The 24,626-nt window shown below is 39.4% G+C and carries 23 protein-coding genes; 5 read left to right on the top strand and 18 right to left on the bottom strand.

Translation table 11 applies throughout. From position 1 onward, the window contains the following. Positions 1-454 precede the first annotated feature (454 nt). From ABD930_RS12325 to ABD930_RS12315, 3 genes are all read left to right on the top strand, one after another. Entirely contained in the window at positions 455-2,476 is a 2,022-nt protein-coding gene (locus ABD930_RS12325) for a thioredoxin domain-containing protein (protein ID WP_345232030.1), read from the top strand. A gap of 30 nt (positions 2,477-2,506) precedes the next feature. Beyond that, on the top strand, positions 2,507-3,004 hold the full coding sequence (locus ABD930_RS12320) for an FKBP-type peptidyl-prolyl cis-trans isomerase (RefSeq protein WP_345232029.1): 498 nt from the start codon (positions 2,507-2,509) through the stop codon (positions 3,002-3,004). Between the two features lie 157 nt (positions 3,005-3,161). Continuing rightward, positions 3,162-3,566: an EVE domain-containing protein gene (locus ABD930_RS12315; protein WP_345232028.1), complete on the top strand. Its 405-nt coding sequence runs from the start codon at positions 3,162-3,164 to the stop codon at positions 3,564-3,566. 135 nt (positions 3,567-3,701) lie between these two features. On the opposite strand, the gene ABD930_RS12310 is transcribed toward ABD930_RS12315, so the two are convergent. Further along, the gene (locus ABD930_RS12310; protein WP_345232027.1) at positions 3,702-4,223 is read right to left on the bottom strand and encodes an acyl-CoA thioesterase; all 522 of its coding nucleotides are present in this window, start codon (positions 4,221-4,223) and stop codon (positions 3,702-3,704) included. Positions 4,224-4,265: 42 nt separating this feature from the next. Continuing rightward, entirely contained in the window at positions 4,266-6,188 is a 1,923-nt protein-coding gene (locus ABD930_RS12305; RefSeq protein WP_345232026.1) for an ABC-F family ATP-binding cassette domain-containing protein, read from the bottom strand. 127 nt (positions 6,189-6,315) lie between these two features. Here ABD930_RS12305 and ABD930_RS12300 point away from each other — a divergent pair, with 127 nt between their 5' ends. Then, complete coding sequence (locus ABD930_RS12300) at positions 6,316-7,341, top strand: quinone-dependent dihydroorotate dehydrogenase (protein WP_345232025.1); 1,026 nt, start codon at positions 6,316-6,318, stop codon at positions 7,339-7,341. 71 nt (positions 7,342-7,412) lie between these two features. Here ABD930_RS12300 and ABD930_RS12295 read toward each other — a convergent pair whose 3' ends face one another. The 3 genes from ABD930_RS12295 to ABD930_RS12285 all read right to left on the bottom strand — a co-directional run bounded on the left by ABD930_RS12295 (position 7,413) and on the right by ABD930_RS12285 (position 9,450). Further along, positions 7,413-7,946, bottom strand: coding sequence for an AAA family ATPase (locus ABD930_RS12295; protein ID WP_345232024.1), 534 nt, complete (start codon positions 7,944-7,946; stop codon positions 7,413-7,415). Between the two features lie 156 nt (positions 7,947-8,102). Beyond that, positions 8,103-9,053: a tRNA epoxyqueuosine(34) reductase QueG gene (queG, locus tag ABD930_RS12290; RefSeq protein WP_345232023.1), complete on the bottom strand. Its 951-nt coding sequence runs from the start codon at positions 9,051-9,053 to the stop codon at positions 8,103-8,105. Between the two features lie 55 nt (positions 9,054-9,108). Next, complete coding sequence (locus tag ABD930_RS12285; protein ID WP_345232022.1) at positions 9,109-9,450, bottom strand: TfoX/Sxy family protein; 342 nt, start codon at positions 9,448-9,450, stop codon at positions 9,109-9,111. A gap of 156 nt (positions 9,451-9,606) precedes the next feature. Here ABD930_RS12285 and ABD930_RS12280 point away from each other — a divergent pair, with 156 nt between their 5' ends. Further along, on the top strand, positions 9,607-9,948 hold the full coding sequence (locus tag ABD930_RS12280; RefSeq protein ID WP_345232021.1) for a Rieske (2Fe-2S) protein: 342 nt from the start codon (positions 9,607-9,609) through the stop codon (positions 9,946-9,948). Between the two features lies 1 nt (position 9,949). Here ABD930_RS12280 and ABD930_RS12275 read toward each other — a convergent pair whose 3' ends face one another. The 13 genes from ABD930_RS12275 to yidC all read right to left on the bottom strand — a co-directional run bounded on the left by ABD930_RS12275 (position 9,950) and on the right by yidC (position 24,607). Further along, positions 9,950-10,639: a sulfite exporter TauE/SafE family protein gene (locus ABD930_RS12275; RefSeq protein WP_345232020.1), complete on the bottom strand. Its 690-nt coding sequence runs from the start codon at positions 10,637-10,639 to the stop codon at positions 9,950-9,952. 5 nt (positions 10,640-10,644) lie between these two features. Then, complete coding sequence (locus tag ABD930_RS12270; RefSeq protein WP_345232019.1) at positions 10,645-11,070, bottom strand: FixH family protein; 426 nt, start codon at positions 11,068-11,070, stop codon at positions 10,645-10,647. A gap of 162 nt (positions 11,071-11,232) precedes the next feature. Beyond that, entirely contained in the window at positions 11,233-12,612 is a 1,380-nt protein-coding gene (ccoG, locus tag ABD930_RS12265; RefSeq protein ID WP_345232018.1) for a cytochrome c oxidase accessory protein CcoG, read from the bottom strand. Between the two features lie 9 nt (positions 12,613-12,621). Continuing rightward, a complete protein-coding gene (locus ABD930_RS12260; protein WP_345232017.1) occupies positions 12,622-13,509 on the bottom strand; it encodes a cbb3-type cytochrome c oxidase N-terminal domain-containing protein in 888 nt (295 codons plus the stop codon). A 14-nt stretch (positions 13,510-13,523) separates the two neighbouring features. Further along, entirely contained in the window at positions 13,524-13,712 is a 189-nt protein-coding gene (locus tag ABD930_RS12255; RefSeq protein ID WP_345232016.1) for a hypothetical protein, read from the bottom strand. Positions 13,713-13,723: 11 nt separating this feature from the next. After that, positions 13,724-15,838, bottom strand: a complete 2,115-nt coding sequence (gene ccoN / locus ABD930_RS12250; protein ID WP_345232015.1) for a cytochrome-c oxidase, cbb3-type subunit I — start codon at positions 15,836-15,838, stop codon at positions 13,724-13,726. Positions 15,839-15,923: 85 nt separating this feature from the next. Next, positions 15,924-16,109 carry a cbb3-type cytochrome oxidase assembly protein CcoS gene (gene ccoS / locus ABD930_RS12245; RefSeq protein WP_345232014.1) on the bottom strand — a complete coding sequence of 62 codons (186 nt, stop codon included), beginning with the start codon at positions 16,107-16,109 and terminating at the stop codon, positions 15,924-15,926. After that, positions 16,106-18,502, bottom strand: a complete 2,397-nt coding sequence (locus tag ABD930_RS12240; protein ID WP_345232013.1) for a heavy metal translocating P-type ATPase — start codon at positions 18,500-18,502, stop codon at positions 16,106-16,108. The genes ccoS and ABD930_RS12240 overlap by 4 nt, the downstream gene beginning before the upstream one ends. A gap of 3 nt (positions 18,503-18,505) precedes the next feature. Then, positions 18,506-19,849 carry an oxygen-independent coproporphyrinogen III oxidase gene (gene hemN / locus ABD930_RS12235; RefSeq protein ID WP_345232012.1) on the bottom strand — a complete coding sequence of 448 codons (1,344 nt, stop codon included), beginning with the start codon at positions 19,847-19,849 and terminating at the stop codon, positions 18,506-18,508. Between the two features lie 12 nt (positions 19,850-19,861). Further along, entirely contained in the window at positions 19,862-20,278 is a 417-nt protein-coding gene (locus ABD930_RS12230; protein ID WP_345232011.1) for a Rossmann-fold NAD(P)-binding domain-containing protein, read from the bottom strand. A 188-nt stretch (positions 20,279-20,466) separates the two neighbouring features. After that, a complete protein-coding gene (locus tag ABD930_RS12225; RefSeq protein WP_345232010.1) occupies positions 20,467-21,513 on the bottom strand; it encodes a response regulator in 1,047 nt (348 codons plus the stop codon). Positions 21,514-21,530: 17 nt separating this feature from the next. Then, positions 21,531-22,715: a PAS domain-containing sensor histidine kinase gene (locus ABD930_RS12220; protein ID WP_345232009.1), complete on the bottom strand. Its 1,185-nt coding sequence runs from the start codon at positions 22,713-22,715 to the stop codon at positions 21,531-21,533. A gap of 56 nt (positions 22,716-22,771) precedes the next feature. After that, a complete protein-coding gene (yidC, locus tag ABD930_RS12215) occupies positions 22,772-24,607 on the bottom strand; it encodes a membrane protein insertase YidC (protein ID WP_345232008.1) in 1,836 nt (611 codons plus the stop codon). Positions 24,608-24,626 lie beyond the last annotated feature (19 nt).

The raw sequence follows: 24,626 nt of genomic DNA, 5'->3' as shown, positions 1-24,626 counted from the left end.
TTGTTCATACTTTTTTGTCGCAACTCAAAAGTATAAATCCTGGAGCAGTCTGATTAATTTCTACTGCTCCTTTTTATTTTTTTCCGGACACTAGTGATTTTGAATATACTTTTTTAAAGGGTAAAAAATGAAGTTTTTTTAGGAAAAATGACTAAATAGAAATGACTAAATCACCGAAGTGTTTTTGTTAAAACACTTTAATAGTTTTGAAAAATACTATGGTCATTTTCTAAAAATATCGCCAGCTATTTTTTTTAATTAAAAATTACTTTTATATTTTTATTGTTGATTCTTGTTTTCTGTATAAGAAAGTTTCGATTTTCTTCAATAATAGTGGTTTTTAGCATCAATGCCACGTTTTTCAAAAAGAGATTTACAGCAACATTGTGGGTTTTGTTGTTTACTTAAAGCACATGCACGATATTAAATCAAAAATAGTACCTTTACCTATCTTATGGCGAATCATCTTCAGCACGAAACTTCTCCTTATCTTAAGCAACACCAGCATAACCCGGTAGATTGGTATCCTTGGGGCGAAGAAGCTTTAACCAAGGCCAAAAAAGAAAATAAACTACTCATTGTGAGTATTGGATATGCTGCCTGCCATTGGTGTCATGTTATGGAAAGAGAGAGCTTTGAAAACGTGGCTGTGGCAGAGGTGATGAACGAAGGTTTTGTTTCCATTAAAATTGATCGGGAAGAACGCCCTGATATTGACCAAATATATATGACTGCTGTTCAACTGATGACGAACAGTGGTGGATGGCCTTTAAATTGCATTTGCCTTCCTGATGGGAGACCTATTTATGGAGGCACCTATTTTCGGCCAGATGACTGGATAAACATCTTGCAGCAGTTGGAGCAATTATGGGCAAATGATCCACAAACAGCATTTGACTATGCAGAACGGTTAACGCAAGGCATTAAAGATAGCGAATCGCTTCAGATTAACCGTATACCGGACGCGTATACCAAAGCAGATCTGAATGCCATCATATCGCCCTGGCGACATTCGTTTGACAACCAATATGGTGGTTACAATAGGGCACCCAAATTCCCTTTACCTAATAATTGGTTGTTTTTATTACGGTATGGGTTTCTTGCCAAGGATCAGGAAATATTAACACATACCCATTTCACCTTGCAGCATATTGCTGCTGGAGGTATTTACGATCATGTAGGAGGGGGCTTCGCACGCTATTCGGTGGATGGGCAATGGCATATACCTCATTTCGAGAAAATGCTATACGATAATGCGCAATTGGTTAGTCTTTATGCAGAGGCTTACCTACAGCAACGGACGCCTGTGTATAGACGGGTTGTTGAAGAAACGTTGGAATGGGTACATCGCGAAATGATATCCGATACCGGAGGATTTTATAGTTCGCTGGATGCGGATAGCGAAGGGGTAGAAGGTAAATATTATACCTTTAACCAAGAAGAATTTGAAAGCATACTAGGTAATGATGCTCCATTTTATATCCGCTACTTTGGACTAACACCTAATGGGAATTGGGAAGATGAAGGTACCAATGTATTGAAAACGGAAATTAATGCTGACAAACTGGCAGCACAAATGGGCTATCAAGGAAGTAATTGGGAACGCGATTTAAAGGATACGAAGAAAAAATTATGGCATTATCGGGAACAACGGAAAAGACCTGCTTTAGACAATAAAATCCTCACCTCTTGGAATGCCTTGATGTTGAAGGCCTATGTAGATGCCTATCGCGCATTCGCTAAGGAAGAATATTTACGTATTGCGAAAGAAAATGCTCATTATTTATTAGATCGACATGTCTTAGCTGACGGAAAGTTATTGCATCAGTCAATAGGAGCCAATAATAACGTAATTTATGGTTTTTTAGATGACTATGCTTTCACCATAGAAAGTCTAATTTCACTTTATGAAGCGACTTTCGAATTGCATTGGCTAAATCAAGCTAAACGCTTGCTTGATTATACGCTCGAACATTTTTATGATAATCAAAAGGCCGCATTTTATTATACGGCTGATAATGTAGAAATACTGATTACACGAAAATTTGAAATCATGGATAATGTCATCCCTGCCTCAAATTCAGTTATGTCACACCAGTTATATAAGTTAGGCCTACTTTTTGATAATGCTTATTATAGACAAGTATCGGCTCAGTTAATGGCCAATGTTTTCCCGCAATTGAAAAGTTACGGCTCTGCCTATTCAAATTGGAGCATACGTTTATTGGAAATCGTTTATGGCGTTTACGAAATAGCTATTACAGGTTCTCAACATCACGATTTACGTAAAGCAGCTGATCAGTACTATATCCCCAATAAAATTTTATTGGGAGGCCAACAGGAAAACCTGCCCTTGTTAAAAGGTAGAATAACAAGTGACTCACTAATTTATGTTTGTAAAAACAATACCTGTAGTTTACCAGTTTCTACCATAGAAGGTTTAAAAAAATTAATTCTTGAACCGGAAATCGAATAATTAAGAAACGATTTCCATAATTTAATAAAAATGACCATTACACCCAACAGCGTTGTAGCACTAACCTACAAATTGCACACCATTAACAATGGGGAAAGAGAATTTGTTGAAGAGGCAGACAAAACCAACCCCCTTGTATTTTTATATGGGGTAGGCATGATGCTTCCAAAATTTGAAGAGCATATTCATGGACTCAAGCAGGGAGATACAATCGACTTTGAATTAGGAGCTGCAGATGCATATGGCGAGAAAGACGACAGCGCCGTAGCGCAACTGCCAACCGATATGTTTAAGGAATCTGGTATTCCGCCCGTAGGTGAAATCCTGCCTTTACAAGACAACCAAGGCAATCAATTCAGAGCTAAGGTGGTAGAAGTAAGCCCAGAGGCTGTTGTGGTTGATTTAAATCACCCTATGGCTGGACAGAATTTGCATTTTGATATCGAAATCCTCAATGTCCGGGAAGCAACTCCCGAAGAATTATCGCATGGACATGCACATGGAGCAGATGGGCACAGCGGACATTAAAGAATTCCCAGTGACCATTTTGAACAAAAATTAATTTGGACAAGCATTAAAAAGGAACGAAAACTCGTTCCTTTTTTCATATGATCTTTTTATTTTAGCGCCGGCTATCCTACGATAAAGCAGGAGCCGATAAATCGATTAAAAACAACGTATACAAATGAATTATTTTTTGGTTAAATCTGAACCTTTTAAATACAGTTGGCAGCAATTTCTAAAAGACAAACAAACCTTTTGGGATGGTGTGCGGAATTATCAAGCACGGAATAATCTTAAGGATATGAAAAAGGGCGACCTGGTACTTTTTTACCATAGCAATGAAGGCAAAGAGGTAGTGGGTATCGCAAAAGTGGTTAAAGAATCTTATCAAGATCCGACCACAACAGATGAACGTTGGGTAGTCGTTGATTTAGCTCCAGTGGAAACCTTAAAAAAACCGGTTACCTTAGAAACGATCAAAGAAGACGAGCAGCTACAGGAAATCGCTTTAGTTCGTCAAGGTAGGTTATCGGTGATGCCGCTAAAGCGAGAAGAGTTTGACCGAATTGTCGCTCTCGGGAGCTAAACGGTTATTCGTTATTGGTTAATCGTAGCTTGTTGTTCATAACATCATACAGATAGCCTGTAAGATTTTGTCTAAAACGTGATCTAATACGAATAACTAAGAACCAACAACCAATAACCAATAACTAATAATCCACTAAGCTCCAATCTGATTAAAAAAATGATGTAATTCAGTCGCTTCTTCCGGTTTCATTTTACCTGCTAGTATTAGCCGTAATTGCCTTCTTCGTAAGGCACCTTCGTACAATTCTTTTTCTTCATCTGTTTCAGGAATTAAGTCGGGTACTGCGATTGTCCTCGAATTCTGATCAATGGCTACAAAGGTATAAAAGGCCTCGTTGGATTTGACTCGCGTTCCAGATGGTATATTTTGCGCGTAAACCTGTAATCTAACTTCTACAGAGGTGTTAAATGCCCGGGTAACCTGCGCTTCAATACTAATGACGTCGCCCAGTTTAACGGGATGCTTGAAGGATACATTGTCTACTGATGCTGTCACAACAATACGGTTACAATGTTTCTGTGCAGATATGGCGGCTGCAATATCCATCCAGTGCAATAATCGTCCACCCATGAGATTATTCAGCGTATTGGTATCGTTAGGGAGTACCAGCTCATTCATGATAGTGAATGATTCGCGAGCAAATTTTTTATCCATTCAGCAAAGATAAGGATTCACAACCGATATATATGCCTTTCATCATTCGCTAAAGTCTAGTATTTCTTCGGCTAATCTTTCCCATCTGGTCTGTTGTTCTTGCAATTCAGCCTTTTTACGTTGATACTGTTGATTAATTTCTTGTAATTTATCTGGACTATTATAGATTTCTGTATCGGCAAGTAATTCTTCCAGCGCAGCCAATTCTTTTTCTAAAGAAGTTACCTCTTGTTCTAACGTGTTCAACTCGCGGTTCATCTGTTGCAATTGCCGCTGTTTATCCACGGTTTCGTTCTTAGGATGCGCAGATTTTTTGTTTTCTTCCTTCTTAGGTTGAGCAGGCACAACTTGTTTTTCTTTTATCGGTTGTTTTTTTGCCGCCCATTCTTCATATTCCTGATAAGTACCTGGATACTCTTTAATTTGTTGCTGCTCAATATACCAAATTTTATTGGCTACGCTATCCAAGAAGTAACGATCGTGGGAAACCGCAATAAACGTACCTTCATATTGTTGTAGGGCCTGAATCAAAATATTGACAGATTGAATATCCAAGTGGTTCGTAGGCTCATCGAGGATCAGGAAATTGGCATCAGCCGTCAAGGCTTTTGCCAAGGCTACCCGAGATTTTTCCCCTCCCGAAAGCACTCTGATTTTTTTAAAGGCGTCATCGCCAGTAAATAAAAAGCAGCCTAAAATAGACCGCAGCTCGGTTTCGGTATGTTTCGGTGCAAAAGCCTGCAGTTCTTGTAAGATTTCATGATCAAGGTGTAAGGCTTCCAATTGGTGTTGAGCAAAAAAGGTTGTTGTTACATTATGTCCCGTTTCACTCTTGCCCTCAAAATCCTGATCAGCTCGGGCTATGATGCGCAATAAGGTAGACTTACCCTTACCATTTGCACCGATTAACGCTATTTTATCTCCCTTTTCAATTACGGCATGTGTATGTTTTAAAATAGGAACACCGGGATATGCTTTCGTGATATCTTCCAAGCGTACCACATGTCTGCCCGATTGCTTACTAAACTTAAAGCTAAAATTAACGGTAGGATTATCATCATCCACGTCATCTACACGCTCCATCCGCTCCAGCGCTTTAAGACGTGATTGCGCCATCTTTGCTTTACTCGCTTTGGCCCTAAAACGTTCGATTAAACGCTCCTCTTGCTTGATCTTGGCTTGTTGGTTCTTAAATTGCCCTGCCTGTATTTCGTTTCTCAGCGCCTTCTCTTCCAAATAATAGCTGTAGTTACCCGCATATAAGGTTAATTTGCCTTTTCTAGACTCAACGGTTTTATTAATAACCCGATCAAGAAAATATCGATCATGAGAGACAATAACGATTGCGCCTTCAAAAGCCTGCAGATAGGTCTCCAGCCACTTTATAGAAGGTAGATCTAAATGGTTGGTTGGCTCATCCAGTAATAAAATGTCCGGAGCTTGCAATAAAATACGGGCCAGCATAACACGCATTCGCCAGCCACCGGAGAATTCCGAAAGTTTACGGTGTTGCTGCTCGTCATCAAAACCCAATCCGGCTAAAATTTCATGTGCCCGGTATTCAATGTTATAGCCATCTAAGGCTTCAAATTCCATTTGTTTATCGCTAAGCTTATTGATCAGGTCTTCACTATAATCGGTTTCCATTTTCTTCAGCAAGCTTTCAATCTCCGTATGAAGCTGATTTTGACGCTCAAAAGCTTCCATGGCCACATGAAGGATGCTTTTTTCAGACTCATACGATAATAAGTCTTGGTTGAGGTATCCGATCTTTAAATCTTTGGCCATCGAGACCGTTCCCGAAGTAGGCGTGTATTCTCCAACGATAATTCGAAGTAAGGTTGTTTTACCTGTCCCATTGGCACCAATCAGCCCCACCTTGTCTCCTGGTTTGATATGCCAATTTGCTTCATCATATAAAGCTCTGGCGCCTATCTCAAAAGTTAAATTATTTATAGCGATCATGATGGCGGCAAAAGTACGAAAAAGTTCTAAAGTTATGAGTTGCCTGTTGCGAGTTGTGAGTTAAGGTTTATGCATATCTTAATACTTTGTACTTAGTACTTAATACTTTTCTAATTATCTTTGCGCCATGTATAAACTTGTTAAACCGTTATTTTTCTTAATGAATCCCGAAACAGCCCATTATAATGTTACAGGTGGATTGCGGGCAGTTAATAAAATTTGGGGAGGTAGCCAATTAATACGGGCAGCTTTTAATTATCAGCACCCTGCACTAGAAAGAAAAGTTTTTGGTTTAACATTTAAAAATCCAGTTGGTCTCGCGGCTGGCTTCGATAAAAATGCTACTTATGTAGACGAGCTGGTAGATTTAGGTTTCGGCTTCATAGAAATAGGTACGGTCACTCCAAAACCTCAACCCGGAAATGACAAACCCCGAATGTTCCGGCTTGTTCCAGATGAAGCCTTAATTAACCGAATGGGCTTCAATAATCAAGGAGTTGAAGTAGCGGCAACACGTTTACGTTATATAAAAAAAAGAAAAGAAGTACTTATCGGTGGTAATATCGGAAAAAATAAAACAACTCCTAACGAAGAAGCCGTAAACGATTATACCTGTTGTTTTGATGCCTTATTTGATGTAGTTGATTATTTTGTGGTTAATGTCAGTTCGCCAAACACTCCCGGTTTACGGGATTTACAGGAAAAAGAACCCCTGATGCATATCTTGAATACGTTGCAACAGCGTAACATGAAAAATGGCATTTCAAGACCTATTTTGTTGAAAATTGCACCAGACCTAACGAATAACCAATTAGACGATATTATTACCATTGTTAAAAGCACAGGTATCGCAGGGGTCATTGCCACCAATACCACCACCTCTAGGGAAGGATTGCATGCTGCCGCCGAGTTAACAAAAGAAACAGGCGGATTAAGTGGTAAACCTTTGGCCAAACGATCGACGGAGGTCATTCGTTACCTCAGTGAAAAATCCAATCACGCATTTCCCATTATTGGCGTAGGAGGAATCCACAGTGCAGCTGATGCACTAGAAAAATTAGCAGCAGGTGCTTCCCTGATACAGGTTTATACCGGTTTTATTTATGAAGGACCGGCCTTGGTGAAAAGAATATGTAAAGCGCTTGTGAAGTAGTAGAGTTGTAACAATCGTAGAGTTGTGATAGTCGTTGGTAATAACTATTCAACTACTTAACCACTCAACTACTAACTTAACTCACCTAATACAAAACATTTTCTATTTTCTACCGTATCCTTTGGAACCTCGATTACCTGGTAATCATATTTTTCATAGGTTGCTTTCATTAGGCCATAGGTTTGTTCAGCTTCTTCCCAAGTTTGTTTCCTTTCTTCATCCGTTGTATAAATGGCCGACCAAGGAGGTAATATAAAAACTTTAGGATTGTACCGATAGGTCCGTGCGCAGAAATCCATTTCGGCGGATATACCGTAACCAATCATTTCGGCGTAACATAGGGTATCTAAAATACTCCGATCAAAGAAAACGGGACTTTTTGTATTGGATAATTGCACTTCACGATAGCTTTTTACCGAGCGTTCCAACATAAGCTCCGTATAATGCGCTTTGTTTTTCCAAGGTAGGGCCTCTCCCTGATTGTCCATTTGTTCCCTGATAATTTGACGGGCTACTTCCGGTATGATAGGGTATATCGTTCCCAATTGATTAAGAAGACTTGTTTTACCCACACCAGGCCCTCCAGTTATGCAATAAAAATTCATTTCTTGCGACATTTTTTCGAAGTTTTGTGCTTATTTAAGCGGTTTAGTGGATGAGATTGGCTGCTAAAAAGCTTATTGCTGTCATATTGAGCGTACCCAGGTTTTTGGAAGAAATTTGAACTGCCCCCGAATATTAGGGATCGAAATGATGACTTTTTAGCCTGCCTCGTTTTTACCGCTATTCAGAAACTTAATGTTTCGTGTAAGTCCAGCAAATTTAGCTCTTTTTACAGCAGATTTCCTAAATACACGTTGAAAAGTTTCTGCTGTAATTTCTTCCCAATCGCGCTTGTTCATTGCCAAAAGTTCGGCGCTTGGCTGAAATGTGGGTTCCGCATGGGGTTCAGAAAACCGATTCCAAGGACAAATATCCTGACAAATATCACAACCAAACATCCAATTATCCATTTTCCCCTCAAATTCTTTAGGAATTTCGTTTTTTAGTTCAATAGTTAAATACGAAATACACTTACTTCCATCGACCACTTGTGGAGCGACAATGGCTTCTGTAGGGCAGGCATCGATACACTTGGTACAGGTGCCACAGTAATCTTTCGTAGGAGGAATATCATAAGTGAGAGGGAGATCAATAATCAATTCACATAAAAAGAAGAAAGAACCTAATTTTCTATTGATTAAATTACTATGCTTGCCGATCCATCCCAGTCCAGCTTTCTTCGCCCAAGCTCGTTCTAAGATGGGAGCAGAATCAACAAAAGCCCGCCCACCAACTTCACCGATATGCTCTTGAATATAGTGAAGTAGTTGTTTTAGCTTATCCTTAATTACGGTATGGTAATCGGCTCCGTAGGCATATTTGGATATTTTAGGTGAAAACTTATCTTTCTGTGTTTCAGTTGTATAATAGTTATAACCTAAAGAGATGACAGATTTGGCATCATCCACTAATAAGCGAGGGTCCAAGCGTTTATCAAAATAGTTTTCCATGTAATGCATTTCACCGTGCATCTGGCCTTGAAGCCATTTTTCTAATCTCGGGGCTTCTTCTTCCAAAAAGTCGGCTTTTGCAATACCACAAAATGCAAAGCCTAAACGTTTGGCTTCTTCTTTAATCAACTGCGTATGTTTCACCGTTGCGCTTTGCATGTTGCAAAATTAGTTAAAATGCGTGGCGAATGAAAAAGTAAATTGTGCTGTACAATTAAAGTTTGTCATTATAGGCAAGCGCCCGATGGATCCATTTTCTAAAATCCGTAGCACGTTTATATCCTTCTTCGTATACATAGATATAACCCTTCATTAATCTTCCGCCATGCACCATAGGTTCACATCCACGTTCTTCCAAATAGGTTTCATAATCTTCTGGTCCTACGCGGCACATCATATGATCACCTCTTACGCAAATACACATTTTATCGTTTACCATAAAACAAATGCCACCAAACATGGATTTCTCCACAACATGCTCACGGTTCATAAGTGCCTCCCGAATGTTGAGCAGTAACGTTTCATTTACGGGTGTCGATTTTTTTTGTTTTGCCATGCGGTATAACCCAAATAATAAGTGTGCGTTATGGGTAAAACGGTAACATACGAAAATAAGTATGTATATTCTTAAACGCTAAAATATGGGATTAGGTTTTTGATTCGTTACTTCATGCGAAGACAGCTACGTTATATTTTCTTAACTTTATGCCTTATGATGAAGTGGTATAAGATTGATCGCCATTTATTGCCACAGGCTGCGGTGATAAAGAAGATTAAAGTAGCAGGTAAAAATGTTTGTCTCATCCATGGTGAGAATCAGTATTACGCCACGGGCAGTACTTGTCCGCATGCAGGAGCCGACCTATCGAAAGGCTGGTGTGCTAATGGTCGTTTGGTTTGTCCTTATCACCGTCATGCTTTTGATCTACTGACGGGGCGTGGTGATCCGGGGCAAGGAAATTACATTTCAACCTATCCATTAGCATGGCGAAATGATGAACTTTATATCGGTTTACCCCTGAGTTGGATTAAAAGGCTTTTCGGATCTAAATAGCTCACTTACATAAAATATCATTAGCGGCTGAAGAATAGGGAATTGGACTGAGATAGGGGATGCCTAAATTTGCTCCTCTTAAAACGAACCAAAGACCAAATAAGATCAGTAAAGCCGGCATCCATTTCGTGAACTTCAATTTTAATCGACCTTTTATCGTCGAACCAATCATTGCTGCTCCAAGCATCAATGGCAGGGTACCTAAACCAAAGAAGAGCATAAACAGACTTCCACGCAAAGCTGTTCCCGTATTTAAGGCGGACGCCAGCGCCAGATAAACCATACCACAAGGTAATAGGCCATTTAGACAACCTACCATAAAATGCCCCCTGGGTTTTTGTAACCAATATGCCATTTTTTCAAGCACAGGCGTGACCAACAATTGTTGCCTACGGGCGATAGCCGGAATTTGCCTTCCGATGAGCTGGTAAACACCAAAAAAGAGTAAAACGACTCCCGTGAACAGGCTAAGTTGTTGTTGCCATCCATTTTGTATACTTGCACCTAAAAGTCCCAACGCAAAGCCTAGCATACTATAGCTCGTTATCCGTCCAAATTGATATAATAATTGTCGGCTACTAGTTGACCAAAAGCTGTTGGTCTTCCCTAGTACAGTGAACATGAGCGGTCCACACATGCCCACACAATGTACACTACTTAGTAAACCGATAAAGAAGGCCAACGAAATCATCTTTCTTAATCATTAACGTAAAATACTTCATCCTGTAAATAATGTTTTCCTTTATGCTGCCATTCCAATTCTAAACGCCAAGCCCCTGGTTTTAAATGATGAATAGGCACCTCGTAGGTTCGTAAAGCAGAAAATCGGAATTTTCTGTCTAACGAGCGATCCGAAGGACGCAATAAACGTAAGGTACCCTCATTATGCTCATTATTAAATACGATTTTCAGATCACCTTTTTGAATGGAAACATGTGCTTTGGCATGATCCCTTGTTACGTTTTCTTTTTGCTGATAGACTTCGTCATACCGCAAGCCTTTTTCATAATAATCCACGTCTTCCAACGAATCGGTATCGTGACTAACCATGTAAATGCCTGCCGTTACCACTAAGGTCATGGCTATCCCCATTCCAATAATTATTTTTGTTCCCCAATTCATTTTTTTAATCAGTATTAAGATATAAAGACATACGTATCAAGACCGTAAACTTATCTTTGGTATTACATTTCGCAGCTGGCCATTCACCATCCGCTAGTAGGTAAGCAGGCGCACAATTTTTAATACACCAACAACTAACAACCCATAACATACAACTCATAACTATCCTCCAACAGGTGCCACAAAGGTTGTTTTCATTTGTTTAACCACTTTATTTGCAGAGACTATCTTTACTTTTACATCTGTTTTATAGTGATGTATCTTATTTTTCGGAATAACTAGAAAGAAAGACAGATGAACCGTTTCATCCTTTTTTATCTCTCGAATGTTTCCAACAGTTTGCAAACGAAAATCCCCATTTGCGCTTTCCAGCGCAAACGGGAGGGTATTAGGCGATTTGTTGATCAATTCCAGGTTATACAAATTCGTTACAGTTCCATCATCTCTAAAAATATAACTCGTTCCGTTGGCTCTTAATAAAGTACCATCAAGGATACTTCTACTAAAAATAAGCCAACCGCAAGTAATAAGTAATACCAAAAGTACCGCGCTATAGGCTATCGTTCGTGTATAATTTCGCTTACTGCCCACTTCCTCAATGTCCTTAGTTGAATAAAATCCAATTAAACGGGTAGGTCTACCAATTTTTTGCATGACGGCATCGCAAGCGTCAATACAGGCAGTACAATTAACGCATTCCAATTGAATACCATTCCGAATATCAATTCCCGTTGGGCATACTTGAACACAAAGACCACAATCGACGCAATCCCCTTGTTGTGGTTCTGTCTGTCCTCTCTTTCGCTTTCCTCTGGGTTCACCACGTTTATGGTTGTATGCAACGGTTATACTCTGCTCATCCAGCAATACCCCTTGTAACCGACCATAAGGACAAATCGTTGTACAGACCAATTCTCTAGCATAGGCAAACACGGCGTAGAATACCAGGGTGAAAATGCTAATAGCGATCAATCCACTAATATGTTGATTAATGGGATCTGTGATAATGTTAATCAATGATTGAACACCAATGATATAGGCTAGAAAGATATTGGCAATAAAAAAGGAGATGACTAAAAATACACCATGCTTAATCACTTTTTTTAACATTTTTCGCCCATCAAGTGGTTGCTGCGCTAGATGTTGCTGTTGGTGGGCATCGCCTTCTATCCAGTATTCGATACGTCTAAAAACGAGTTCCATAAAAATAGTTTGCGGGCAAGCCCACCCACACCAAACTCGACCGTACACTACAGTAAATAACACGATACATACCATAGCGATGAGCATACCAAAAACGAAGATATGGAGATCTTGTGGGTAGAAAACCATTCCAAAGACAACAAATCGCCGTTCAATCACATTAAATAACAAAAGCGGCTCACCACCAATTTTTGTAAAAGGCGTTATAATCAATAAACACAACAGTAGATAACCGATATATTGCCTATACGTGAATAACGGGCCCGTAACTTTTTTGGCATAAATCCAATTTCGTTTGGTTTTTTTGTCTTTTACTGCTATATCCGTTGAATGAGCCATGAATTGCTATTAATTAACTTGTGTTGAATCCTGAACAGCGGCCTCTTCCGTTGCTGGTACTTGAGACAATTCACCTTGCGGCGCTTTTGCATTTGGAGGATTTGTACCATGAATAGACAATATGTAGTTGGCCACATGTGCAATTTGCGCAGGAGAAAGTTGTTGATCCCAGGCAATCATTCCTTTATCGGGAACGCCATGTGTAATGGTTCTAAAAACGTTTTTAATTCCCCCACCATGTAACCAGTAATCATCGGTGAGGTTAGGTCCGATTCCACCTTCACCAGCAGCACCATGACAAGCGATACAGTTCTGATCAAAAATAGCTTTGCCGTCTGCTATTATTTCTGGATTTTTGTCTACAGTTACCGTATTTTCATCTACGTTGTCGGCTTGGCTGGCTAGGAAAGCTTGTCGCTCATTTTCCGCGATCATCATTTCCTGCTCATACTCCTGATCTTGGTTAAGACCTATTCCAAAAACATAATAAACCGATAGGTAAACAACACCAAAAAGCATGGTCGCATAAAACAATCCCATAAACCAAGCAGGGGTTGGATTATCCAATTCCTTAATACCATCGTAGGCGTGATCGATTAATAAATCGTCTTCTTCTGCCAAAGGCCGTAAACCCAATACGTTATTCCAACGGTTTTTCCAAGCCTGCCGTCTTTCCTCTTGTTTGGAACGTTTACTTGCTTCGGCTTGTAGTTCCACTTCGGGCATCGTTACCCGGACAATAGTTTTAAATGCTTTATGTAAAACGATGGCCGCTACTAAGATGACTAGTAAAACCAATACTAAGGTTACCATCAATAGATCTTGGTTGACATTACCACTGCCCGTAAACCAAGATTTGCTTGTTTCAGCTGTTGTCTGTAATAAGACTCCCTTCATAGCTTAATAGTCGTTTAGTTTGTTTCTTCTTCCAATACTTCAGTTTCCCCGTCGTTTAGGGGGAGCTGTTGCATATAATTTACATGTTGTTTCTTCATTCTGAAAAGTAGAATGGCTACTAAGATGAAGAAAGCTAAAAAAATCCATAGCGAAATAATAAGGTACCATTCATTACCTTGCAAGTCTGTTATCTGTTTAAACATGGTTGTTACGTTTAGTTTTCTTTAACCTTAATATCTGTGCCTAGGCGTTGCAAATAGGCAACAATAGCTATAATTTCCCGATCACTGAGCACATCTACTTGATTTGCTTTTAAATCTGAAGCAATGGATTTTGCTTGTTGATCCAAATCTTTATTAGCTTGTAATTCATATCCGTCAGGGTAGGGAACACCTAATTTGCGCATTGCGATAATTTTGCTCGCGGTGTTGGTCGTATCCAATTTTTGCTCAATAAGCCATGGATAAGGAGGCATGATACTTCCAGGAGACGTAATGGTAGGATCTAACAAATGATCAAAATGCCATTTATTGGGATATTTTTTGCCCACACGGTGTAAATCCGGACCGGTCCGTTTCGATCCCCATAAAAATGGATGATCATATACAAATTCCCCGGCCTTGCTATATTCGCCATACCTTACAGTTTCTGAGCGGAAAGGTCTAACCGTTTGGGAATGGCAATTGACACATCCTTCACGAATATAAATGTCCCGTCCCTGCAGTTCCAGAGGAGTATAAGGTTTCACGCTGCTAATGGTAGGTACATTCGATGAAATCATAAAGGTAGGTACCATCTCCACCATACCACCAATCAAGATAACAATCAAGGCAATAACCATGAATAGGGCCGGTTTACGTTCTAACCTGCGGTGGCGCGAGCGTTCGTTAACTATTAATGGTTGTAAGGCTACCGCTTCTGCAGGCTCATTGGCTAATAGGCTACCCTTACGCATGGTGCGTATCAAATTATAGGTCATCATTAATGCTCCCGACAAATAAAGTGTACCGCCTACAGCACGTAGCATATGCATTGGCAAAATCTGTAAGGTTGTTGCTAAAAATGTTGGATATTTTAAGACGCCTTCGGGTGTGAATTCCTTCCACATTAAACCTTGTACAACGGCTGCCCAATACATCGGTATGGCGTAAAATAAAATGCCTAATGTACCTACCCAAAAGTGAATGCTAGCTAACTTTTTTGAATACAGCGTAGTGCCATATATTTTTGGAATGGCCCAATACAGAATAGCAAAAGTCATAAAACCATTCCATCCCAAAGCACCTACATGCACGTGTGCTACAATCCAATCGGTAAAATGGGCAATGGCATTTACTTGTTTTAAAGAAAGCATAGGTCCTTCAAACGTAGCCATACCATAGGCTGTTAACGCCACGACCATAAATTTTAAGGTAGGTTCGGTGCGTACCTTATCCCAAGCACCACGTAGCGTTAATAATCCATTGATCATACCTCCCCAACTTGGAGCGATAAGCATGATCGAAAACACCACACCTAAAGATTGTGCCCAGCCAGGCAAAGATGTATAGAGCAAGTGGTGCGGTCCGGCCCATATATAAATAAAAATCAGCGACCAGAAATGTAAAATACTGAGTTTATACGAATACACTGGTCGGTTTGCCATCTTGGGTAAAAAGTAATACATCATACCCAGATAAGGAGTTGTCAGGAAAAAAGCAACGGCATTATGTCCATACCACCATTGAACCAATGCATCTTGTACGCCGGCATATAAATAATAACTTTTCCATGCGGAAATAGGTAGTTCAAATGAGTTTACGATGTGTAATACCGCAATGGTAACAAATGTGGCGATGTAAAACCAAATAGCGACATACATATGGCGTTCTCTTCTTTTGATGATGGTACCAAACATATTAATACCAAAGACTACCCAGATAATGGTGATTGCTATATCTATAGGCCATTCTAATTCAGCATATTCGTGTGAAGTAGTAAAACCTAAAGGTAAGGTAATAGCTGCGGCGAGAATAATGAGTTGCCATCCCCAAAAATGAATTTTACTTAATACATCGCTGTACATACGTGCCTTCAAAAGACGTTGGAGCGAATAGTAAACGCCCATGAAAATACCGTTTCCCACAAAGGCGAAAATGACGGCATTCGTATGCACAGGCCGAATCCGTCCGAAGGTGCTAAATTGCGTTCCAAAATTCATAACCGGCCATACCAATTGAATAGCCACCAATAAGCCAACGGACATTCCTACAATTCCCCAAAAAATGGTTGCAATACCGAAGTTTCGGACAATTTTATTGTCATAGCTAAATGTTTCTAACTGCTGCATAGTTTAGTTTTTTACTGCTGTAAAAGTATTGACTGTATATGGTGCCGCGAATGATCGATATCGGCGTAAAAAATGATTGTAATCACTATTTGTCTTCATTGGAAATGGCATCATCTGGATTAGATGCACTGATTTCATCTTCAAATAATATACGGATGGATGGTGTGTAGGTGTCTTCATGCTGTCCGTTTTTACTAGCCCAAAAAAAGGCAACTAAAAAAAACAGTGCTATACATACACTACAACCTATTAAAAAGAAAAGAACACTCATCGTTTCATGTTATTTTTAAATGCACAATAGTAAACAGCCAAGCGTGTGAAACTTATAATTGTTATTGTACTTAAAGGCATCAGAATAGCTGCAAATAGGGGAGACATATTACCAGAAATAGCAAAATATAAACCGATGATATTGTAAATGAGCGATATACAAAAGCTGCTATAAATAATCTTCATGGCTTGTTTAGCGAGTCTAAAAAAGGTAGGTAGCAGCAGAAAAGATGTTCCGCTTAATATTCCGTCAGATGCTGGGGAAAAGTTATTGATATCATCACTCACCGCAATGCCGATCGTTGCTTGTTTTAGGGCGCCAGCATCATTTAGTCCATCACCAACCATCGCTACCTTTTTTCCATTTTGTTGTAGCGCCTGTATATAATGCAATTTATCTGCAGGAAGTTGGTTAAAATATAGTGGAGTGCCTGATGGAAATAGATCATGTAATAAGTGCTGATCACTGCAGCCATCACCAGAAATAAGATGTAATGAATATGTTTCTTTCAGTTGTTGTACGACATTCGGTAATGCCGGACGCCAATGTTGTGCTATGCTATAATAGCCTTTTACTTTTCCATTCAGCTGAATATATGTTCCGATAGGTTGCCCTGTTCCAAGACCTAAAAAGTGGGGCGTACCAATGAACACCTCATTGCCATCAGCTGTTGCACGGATACCTTTACCTGGTATTTCTTCGTAAGCGCTGATCGCCAATGGAGCGCGGTAAAACGGTGGCAAACTATTGGCAATGGCTCGGCTAATAGGGTGGTTAGAATTCCTACAAACTGAAAAAACTAAAAGCTGGTCGAGTTCACTTAATTTACCTTGAAAAGCTAACTTGTGATCAAGTGGATTCGTGATCGTTCCTGTTTTATCAAATACAATCGTATCCACTGTTGCCATTTTTTCTATGGCAAGCGTGTGCTTCATATAAAAACCGTTTTTATCGAAAACGCTTAATATACCTGACAGGGTAAAGGGCGAGCTTAATGCGAGGGCACATGGACATCCAATAATCAGTACTGCCGTGAAGGCCCTCCAAGCTTTTGTATAGTCTCCAGATAAAATCCAAAAGCTTGCACTGAAAAAGGCTATTCCAAGTAAGACAGGTGTGAAATAACGACTAACCGTATTGCTAAAAGAAGTAAAAGAGCTGGGTTTAGAAAAAATAGGTTGATTCCATAAGCTCGTCAGATAACTTTGGGATACCGACTTTACAACTTCTAATTCAATAGCTCCTGCCATTTGCCTACCACCGGCATAAATAACCTCTCCTAACACTTTTTCTACCGGAAAGGCTTCTCCGGTGACAAAACTAAAATCTATTTGGGCTTCACCTTTTAATAAAATAGCATCCGCCGGAATGATCTCTTGATTTCGAATCAATATCCGGTCGCCCACCGCTAAGTCGGCCAACGCGATAGCTTTCTCCTGTCCCCCTAAAATGCGCGTTACAGCAATGGGGAAGTAAGATTTATAATCACGTTCGAAAGAGAGATTATCGTAGGTTTTACGTTGTATCCATTTACCGATTAAAAGAAAGAATAACAATCCACATAGGGTATCAGAAAAACCCGGTCCCGTATTCCAAATGATTTCAAAGGCTGAGCGAATAAAAAGCATGGCAATACCTAAGGCCAAGGGAACATCAAGACTTAAACGCCCTTGTTTTATACTTTTTAAGGAAGAGGAAAAATAACTTCTTCCGCTATAAAGCATCGCGATTAAACCGAAGGATAGGTTAACCCAGCCAAAAAGTCGGGCATATGTTGCTTCAAAAGATCCCATACCAAAATACTCCGGAAAGCTCATCATCATGGAATTTCCAAAGCAAAACCCTGCTACAGCAATTTTTCGGATTAATTGGTATTGATCATTTTTTCTTTCACTTTTAACAACATCCTGTAGGGTAATTTGAGGAAGATACCCAATACTATCCATTAAGGCTATAAGTTGCTTTAATGAAAGTTGCTGATAGTTGAAACGAATGCGAACCCTTCTTTTCATGAAATCCGCACGCGAAGAAAGGATATTGGCATTTATTTTATGCAGATTTTCCAAAAGCCATATACAAGAACTACAATGAATTTGCGGTACATACAAGGTAATGATCATACAATCATCATCCTTAAAATCAATTAATTGATTAACAATGTTTTCTTCGTCTAAATAAGAAAGATCACCTGAGTTATTCTTCGTTGACCTTCCGGGATGAGGATTATAGCTGTAGTACCCATTTAATTTATTGCTGTTGAGCAATTGATAGACACTTTGGCAAGCTAAACAACAAAAATGGTGTTCGTCAACTATATAATAGGTGTTGCTTACTTCATCACCACAATGATAGCACTGCAACTTTTCTTCGGTACGACTGGTCTGTGTTTCCATGGCCTATATTGCTTTACTGAACCGACCATTCGATTCGCTGCTGGTATCCATACGCTCATCAAAGGCCGCGCAAATATTCCGGAGAAAAGATGAGCCCAAGTGTGTTACTTTAAGTATCCCTGGTTCAAATGCAACCATTCCATCGGTAATCAAAGGTTTTAAGCGCTGTTTAGTAGTCTCAGAAAGGGGCATTTCCGCCAAATCCAATTGACCGCTACACATCAGGCCAAGAATTTGTTTTCGGATAGCAATGTCTTCTTCAGTAAGTACATGTCCTTTACATACCGGCCATTTGCCTTGCGCTATTAAGTCTTCGTATTCCTTTACTGTTTTTACATTCTGCGCGAAAGCGGTCCAACTGTCGCTAATGGACGATACTCCTAATCCCAACAATAAAGGCGAATGTTTATCCGTATATCCCATGAAATTCCGGTGCAAGCAATTCGATTGAGCGGCAATAGCAAGTTTATCTGTTGGAAAGGCAAAATGATCCATTCCAATATCCAAATAACCAGCGGCTTTTATGATTTCCGTACCCCGTTGATAGAGGTTAAATTTCTCTTCTGTACTTGGTAGATCAGCTTCTGTAAACAAACGTTGTCCGGGTTTTAACCATGGCACGTGTGCATAACTGTAATACGCAATGCGATCGGGTTGCATAGCCATGGCAATTTTTATGGTTTCTGCTACGCTTTCCAAGGTTTGCAGCGGCAAGCCATAAATCAAATCAAAGTTAATGGATGTATAACCAATCCTTCTGGCTTGCTGCATGACCCGTATTACATCTGCCGGACTTTGTTGACGGTTAATTACCCGCTGTACGGTTGGGTTAAAATCCTGAATGCCTAAGCTAAGTCTCCTAAATCCTAAGCCATAAAGTGTTTCAAGATGCTCCTGACTCGTATTTGCCGGATGGGCTTCAAAAGAGAATTCAGCATCATGTACGGGCTTGACGGCTGTTAACAGCTCGTTGATTAAGAAACTCAAGTTTTCAGGACTGAAAAAAGTAGGTGTTCCACCACCGAGATGGATGTCATTGATGCTTATATCCTTTGGAAGCACCCGAAGGTACATTTGCCATTCCTGAAGAACAGCTGTCAGATAGGGCAATTCTACGTTATGGTTTTTAGTAATGCGCGTATTACATCCACAATAGGTACACAGCCGCTCACAATAGGGCAAATGAATATAGATACTGATTCCTTCTTTAGCCTGTTCTGCCGCTTGTTGCACAGATGCTAACCATGCATCAGTCGACCATGTTTCGCTATCCCAACAAGGAACAGTAGGATAGCTGGTATAGCGGGGAACAGGTATGTTATATTTTTTAAATGTTGAAGTGTACATGTGCACAAAAGATTATTTAGAAACGCGTTCATTGCAATCTTGACAACAGCAAGCACGCCCAACACATCGGCCGGCCTCCCATAAATGGAGATTTCTAATCGTTTGATAAGCTGTGCTTTCATAAGATTGATCGTCAGAAGGGTTATTGGCAACTTTAATCCCCAATTTTGATGCACTTACCAAATCAATGTGCGTAGTGGTTTTAGAGCGCGTGATGATGTGCTTAACCCCAATCTGTTTGAGTGATCGGAGGAGGTCGCGATCTAAAACATCCCTTCCAGAAATAATGATCACCGTTTTACCAATACAATAGGAAAGGGTAGTGTGGTTCAGTTCATTGGATATTAAGGTTAAATCGTGAACTTTTGCGTTTGATCTAACTAAGTATTCTTTTTCGTCTGGCTTTATGCTATAAGCGATGGCTTTCATACATGCTAGTTTTTTTGTCTTAGGCTCCTTTGAGCTACACGCAAAACTATATAGAAAGGTAAAATTGGACTATGAAGTGCATCACCAAAAAAAATGATCTAGGTTATATTTTTAAAGCTTTAGGCTATAAGCAGTAAGCTGTAGGCTATAGGCAGTAAGCATAAAGCCCAAAGCTTAGAGCATAAAGCCTACTGCTTAACATTACGTAATCGTTCAATAGAATGGATAATAATGGCGTTTCCTTCTTTAGAAAGTAACTTCTCGTCTTTAAAATCAGCCAGCATGCGGCTAACCGTTTCGTTCGCTGTGCCGGCCATCGCCGCAAGATCTTCTCTGGAAACACGGATTGTACACTGATCCTCATTAGGATCCACGATAAACTTCTCGGCTAAAATGACCAATGCATCGGCGACTTTTTTACGGACCGAATGATAGGCCAAGCGTAACAATTGTTCTTCTTTTTCCCTTATATTATCGGATAATAAATGAATGAACTTTTGCGCGATTAATGGATTTTGATAAAGGATTTCAAAAAAGGTATCTTTATTGATCAGGCATAATTCACTATCCTCAATTGCCTGTGCGTTATCTGAATATTTTTCCCGTGCTAACAGTGCCTCATATCCAAAATAATCACCCATAGTATAAATATTCGTAGATAGCTCCCGGCCGTCTTGATAAAAGAGGTAACTCCTTACCTTTCCCTTTAAAATCTGATAGATGTATAAAGGTTGGTCGCCTTCCTGATAAATACTTTGTTTCTTTTTATAGGTTCTATTACGGCCACTTAGATGAAGACCATTTAATAAATTCTTTTGTTCTGCTTCATTGATGTAGGTTACTTTGGTATGATCCTGGTGATTGGAAGCTTTCTTTTTTAACCGGGTTTCGATAGCATTAAGCAATTCGATATCATCGAACGGTTTGGTAAGGTAATCGTCTGCTCCCATTTCCATGGCTTTACGCATATCCGCACGTTCTGCTTTGGCCGTTAAAAATATGAAAGGAATATTGACCGTTTCAGGGTGTTTCCCTAACAAAAATAAAACACCATAGCCATCTAAATTGGGCATCATAATATCACACAAAATGACATCGGGTACATGTTTCAACGCTAAGTCTACACCTGATTTTCCATCGGTAGCTTCATAAACTTCATAACCGGCTAGTTCCAATATTTCCGTTGTACTTTCCCTTATGTCATTATTGTCTTCAATAATCAATATTCGCTTCATGCGTAAAAAAAGATTTTTTATAGACGAAAGGTAAGAGTAAAAACGGTTCCTTTATTCGGATCACTAATACAACTCACCTCACCATTCATCAAATGGACGTATCTTTTAACAATATTTAAGCCGAGTCCAGTTCCAGGAATATTACCGGTATTGTTTGCTCTAAAGAATGGCTCAAATAAATTCTTTTGCTCTTCTTCTGGAATCCCAATACCGTTATCTTTTACAGTAATAATACAATATTCATCTTGTATTTCACTATTAAATTCGATAAAGGTGTTTTCCCCAGAATATTTAATAGCATTAGAAATTAGATTAATAATGCTATTCTTCAATAAATTAGGATCAATATTTACAATGGCCGTAGAACCCGTATGTTGATATACAATGTGCTGGTTCTGCTTGGCCAGCAATTGCATTTCTTCCGTAATATCTTCCGCTAACTTGATCAGGTTAACTTGCTCTGTTACCACATTGACTTTACCTGCTTCTAATCGTTCAAGCGATAAAAAATCATTAAGAATATTGGTAAGCAATTGTACGGAGCTTTTAATTTTCCCGGTATGCTTTTTTATGTGATCAAAATCGTGCTTATCCAAATATTTTTCGATCAGGGTAGCTGAGAGCTGTACAGAACTCAATGGGGTTCGAAATTCGTGAGAAGCCATGGAGACAAAACGGGATTTCAGTTGATTGAGATCCTTTTCCTTCTCTAAAGATAAACTGACATCTTCTTTAGCTTCTTCTAGCTCACTGATCAATTGGATAAGATCTTTGGTGCGTTCCTTTACTTTTACTTCCAGTTCGGCTGCGTATTCTTTTAATCGTTCTTCTGCTTCTTTTTGTTTTGAAAGGTCATGGATGAAACCGGTAAAAATCTTACGATCTCTATAATTTACTTCGCTAACGGCTAGGCGAAATGGAAAAGTGCTACCGTCCTTTCTTTTTCCACGAACTTCTCTACCGATTCCGATAATATGCTTTACGCCTGTTGTCAAGTAATTATGGATATAGTCATCATGCCTGCTGCGGTCGGGTTCGGGCATAAGCATAGAGATATTATTGCCAATAACTTCTTCTGCTGTATAATTAAATAAACGTAATGCCGCAGGGTTAATTGACTCTACGATACCTTTATCATCAATGGTAATAATACCGTCTATTGCATTATGGATAATTGCTTCGAGTAATTTCCCTGTTTCCATAATTCACATGTTAACAAGAAGGCGCATCCTGATGCGCCTTTCGTTCACGTATAAGCTTACTTTTTATGTTGACCAGCTTGTTGTTGCTGACGCATATATTCCTCCATTCTTTTTTGAAAAGAAGATTTTTTCTTAGCTGTTTCTGGTTTTTTCTTATTTGCTTGAATCATGGCATGAATCTTTTCATCATTAATAGATTGTCTGATGAAGAACTGGATACCGAAAGTCATACAAGTGGATAAGAAATAGTAATAGTTCAATCCTGCAGGATAGCTATTCAATACAAAGAAAAAGATTAAAGGCATAAAATAGCCAATATATTTCATTTGTCCTGTTGCGCCTGACACCATATTGTTGTACCACGTTGAAAGTAACGTAGCGCAAGTCATCAAAATACACATCAAACTGATGTGATTTATATTAACGATAGGTAATTTGGAAAACGTAAAAAGCGCATCGTAAGTTGACAGATCTTTCATCCATAAGAAACTTTGTCCTCTTAACTCAAATAAATTGGGGAAGAAGAAAAAGAATGCAATCATAAAAGGCATTTGCAATACCATCGGTATACAGCCTCCCATAGGATTTACTCCAGCTTGCTTATATAATTTTAAGTATTCTTGCTGTAATAAGGTTTGGTTGTCTTCTCCAACTTTCGCCTTGATCTCATCCATCTCCGGCTTTAATACACGCATTTTAGCCATAGATACGTACGATTTATACGTGAGCGGTGATAAGACCAGTTTTAGCAAAACGGTTAATACCAAAATAATCAATCCATAATTCCAATTGAAACCTTCCAAAAGATTAAATACTGGTAAGGTAATGAATCGATTAATCCATTTCATCGGTCCCCAGCCCATATCTACCTGTTTCTCTAAGTCATTTCCCTGATCTTTTAAGATACTGAATTTATTGGGGCCGAAATAAAAAGATAGCGGATAGGTATTGACATCCTGGCGTGCAAAATCCAGATTCATATTGGCTGTAAACGACTTTACAATATCGCCATTAGTTACGGTTGCAACTTTTAGCGAACCACCGTCAAAACCATTTTTAGCTAGCAGTACATTAGAAAAATAGTGCTGTTTAAAAGAGAACCAACTTAGCTTTCCTAATTCTTTACTATCGTCTTTGGCTAAATTTAGTTTATCTACATCTCCCTCATATTCTTTATAGTAAGCCGTAGAGCGCTTTTGTTCATCGCTTAAATCCTTTTCCTTTTGCGGCAGTTCCGCTTGCCAATTAAGTGTTAATTTCGTTTCGGCAGGAGCAACCACATCTTGCATACCTTTGGTGACAATCGTTAATCCTATTTGATGACTCTTCCCCTTAATGCTGTAGATGTAATCGATATATTTCGCATCAGCATAATTTAAACGGAAGGTTACCGAGCTGGAATCCGTATTATTTACGGTAATATTACCTTTTGTAAGTGGTTTGAAATAAAGGTCGTTAGTGTTGATATTAACCCCTGCTGTGCTAAATACGAGCCCAAACCTATTTTTGTCTCCTTGAAATAAAAGCAGTGGATTCCCTTTATAATCTTTTTCGCCTTTAACCTCAACAGCCGTTACCCGAGCGCCCTTCGTACTGATATTAGCTTTAATATATTCATTTTCAAGCGTCACGGTTTCTGCTGCACCAACTTTCGTCTGACCAAAAGGACCGGCTAGGACGGTAGAGTCTACCATACTCGCTTCCACACTCTGCTGTGCTGCAGAAAGGCTATCTATTGGTTTTTTTTTCTGCTCAGTTGATTTAACCCGGGCTATTGAATCTTGTAGTTGTTGTTCTTTTTTTATTTCCTCTTCTGAAGGTTTCAGGAAAAACACCGATCCTGCCAAGATGAGCATAATCAAAAACAGTCCGGTGAACGTATTTCTATCCATTTTATCTATTTGATGCTAT

The organism is Olivibacter ginsenosidimutans, from assembly GCF_039542865.1.
Lineage (GTDB): Bacteria > Bacteroidota > Bacteroidia > Sphingobacteriales > Sphingobacteriaceae > Olivibacter > Olivibacter ginsenosidimutans.
Note: the sequence above shows the minus strand (reverse complement) of the source record. Positions and strands in the feature narration are given on the sequence as shown.

Bases quoted from the DNA above. Each gene is read 5' to 3' on its own strand.
- ABD930_RS12225 (WP_345232010.1), bottom strand. From the start codon at position 21,513: ATGAAGCGAATATTGATTATTGAAGACAATAATGACATAAGGGAAAGT.
- ABD930_RS12300 (WP_345232025.1), top strand. From the start codon at position 6,316: ATGTATAAACTTGTTAAACCGTTATTTTTCTTAATGAATCCCGAAACA.
- ABD930_RS12260 (WP_345232017.1), bottom strand. From the start codon at position 13,509: ATGAAGGGAGTCTTATTACAGACAACAGCTGAAACAAGCAAATCTTGG.
- ABD930_RS12325 (WP_345232030.1), top strand. From the start codon at position 455: ATGGCGAATCATCTTCAGCACGAAACTTCTCCTTATCTTAAGCAACAC.
- ABD930_RS12315 (WP_345232028.1), top strand. From the start codon at position 3,162: ATGAATTATTTTTTGGTTAAATCTGAACCTTTTAAATACAGTTGGCAG.
- ABD930_RS12310 (WP_345232027.1), bottom strand. From the start codon at position 4,223: ATGGATAAAAAATTTGCTCGCGAATCATTCACTATCATGAATGAGCTG.
- ABD930_RS12275 (WP_345232020.1), bottom strand. From the start codon at position 10,639: ATGATTTCGTTGGCCTTCTTTATCGGTTTACTAAGTAGTGTACATTGT.
- ABD930_RS12230 (WP_345232011.1), bottom strand. From the start codon at position 20,278: ATGAAAGCCATCGCTTATAGCATAAAGCCAGACGAAAAAGAATACTTA.
- ccoN (WP_345232015.1), bottom strand. From the start codon at position 15,838: ATGCAGCAGTTAGAAACATTTAGCTATGACAATAAAATTGTCCGAAAC.
- ccoS (WP_345232014.1), bottom strand. From the start codon at position 16,109: ATGAGTGTTCTTTTCTTTTTAATAGGTTGTAGTGTATGTATAGCACTG.
- queG (WP_345232023.1), bottom strand. From the start codon at position 9,053: ATGCAAAGCGCAACGGTGAAACATACGCAGTTGATTAAAGAAGAAGCC.
- ABD930_RS12280 (WP_345232021.1), top strand. From the start codon at position 9,607: ATGATGAAGTGGTATAAGATTGATCGCCATTTATTGCCACAGGCTGCG.
- ABD930_RS12270 (WP_345232019.1), bottom strand. From the start codon at position 11,070: ATGAATTGGGGAACAAAAATAATTATTGGAATGGGGATAGCCATGACC.
- ABD930_RS12320 (WP_345232029.1), top strand. From the start codon at position 2,507: ATGACCATTACACCCAACAGCGTTGTAGCACTAACCTACAAATTGCAC.
- ccoG (WP_345232018.1), bottom strand. From the start codon at position 12,612: ATGGCTCATTCAACGGATATAGCAGTAAAAGACAAAAAAACCAAACGA.
- yidC (WP_345232008.1), bottom strand. From the start codon at position 24,607: ATGGATAGAAATACGTTCACCGGACTGTTTTTGATTATGCTCATCTTG.
- ABD930_RS12240 (WP_345232013.1), bottom strand. From the start codon at position 18,502: ATGGAAACACAGACCAGTCGTACCGAAGAAAAGTTGCAGTGCTATCAT.
- ABD930_RS12220 (WP_345232009.1), bottom strand. From the start codon at position 22,715: ATGGAAACAGGGAAATTACTCGAAGCAATTATCCATAATGCAATAGAC.
- ABD930_RS12295 (WP_345232024.1), bottom strand. From the start codon at position 7,946: ATGAATTTTTATTGCATAACTGGAGGGCCTGGTGTGGGTAAAACAAGT.
- ABD930_RS12305 (WP_345232026.1), bottom strand. From the start codon at position 6,188: ATGATCGCTATAAATAATTTAACTTTTGAGATAGGCGCCAGAGCTTTA.
- hemN (WP_345232012.1), bottom strand. From the start codon at position 19,849: ATGTACACTTCAACATTTAAAAAATATAACATACCTGTTCCCCGCTAT.
- ABD930_RS12285 (WP_345232022.1), bottom strand. From the start codon at position 9,450: ATGGCAAAACAAAAAAAATCGACACCCGTAAATGAAACGTTACTGCTC.
- ABD930_RS12255 (WP_345232016.1), bottom strand. From the start codon at position 13,712: ATGTTTAAACAGATAACAGACTTGCAAGGTAATGAATGGTACCTTATT.